This window comes from Flavobacterium sp. UBA4197 (genome assembly GCF_002379575.1).
Classification (GTDB): domain Bacteria; phylum Bacteroidota; class Bacteroidia; order Flavobacteriales; family Flavobacteriaceae; genus Flavobacterium; species Flavobacterium inviolabile.
In genome coordinates this window covers 349-811 of record NZ_DFUB01000011.1, presented here as the reverse complement: position 1 = coordinate 811, position 463 = coordinate 349, and the positions used below count along the sequence as shown (strand labels likewise).

Below are 463 nucleotides of genomic sequence, written 5' to 3'. Positions count from 1 at the left end.
AAAGTGTAACAGTAGCTTGTAGCAGTGATGTTCCGGCAATGATCAGCCTAACCGCTAATGATAACTGTTCCGGGGAAATTACCGTACAAGGACAAGACACAACCGTTCAAGGTAACTGTCCAAGTTCTTATATCATTACCAGAACATGGACCTTTATGGATGCCTGCGGAAACAGCTCATCTGTATCACAAACCATTAATGTAAATGATACTGTGGCTCCGGTGGTTCCAACACCACCAGCAAATATAACTGTTGCCTGTAGTACCGATGTTCCAGCGATGATCAGCCTGACCGCTAATGATAATTGTTCCGGTGAAATTACCGTACAGGGACAAGATTCCACCGTTCAAGGCAACTGTCCAAGCTCTTATATAATCACCCGTACCTGGACATTTGTGGATGCCTGTGGAAACAGTGCTTCTGTATCACAAACCATCAATGTAAATGATACTGTAGCTCCGGT

At 44.3% G+C, this 463-nt stretch carries 1 pseudogene; it reads left to right on the top strand.

Annotation, left to right across the window (positions count from 1 at the left end):
* Nucleotides 1–463, top strand: a pseudogene (locus B3394_RS05875) (hypothetical protein); the annotation flags it as partial.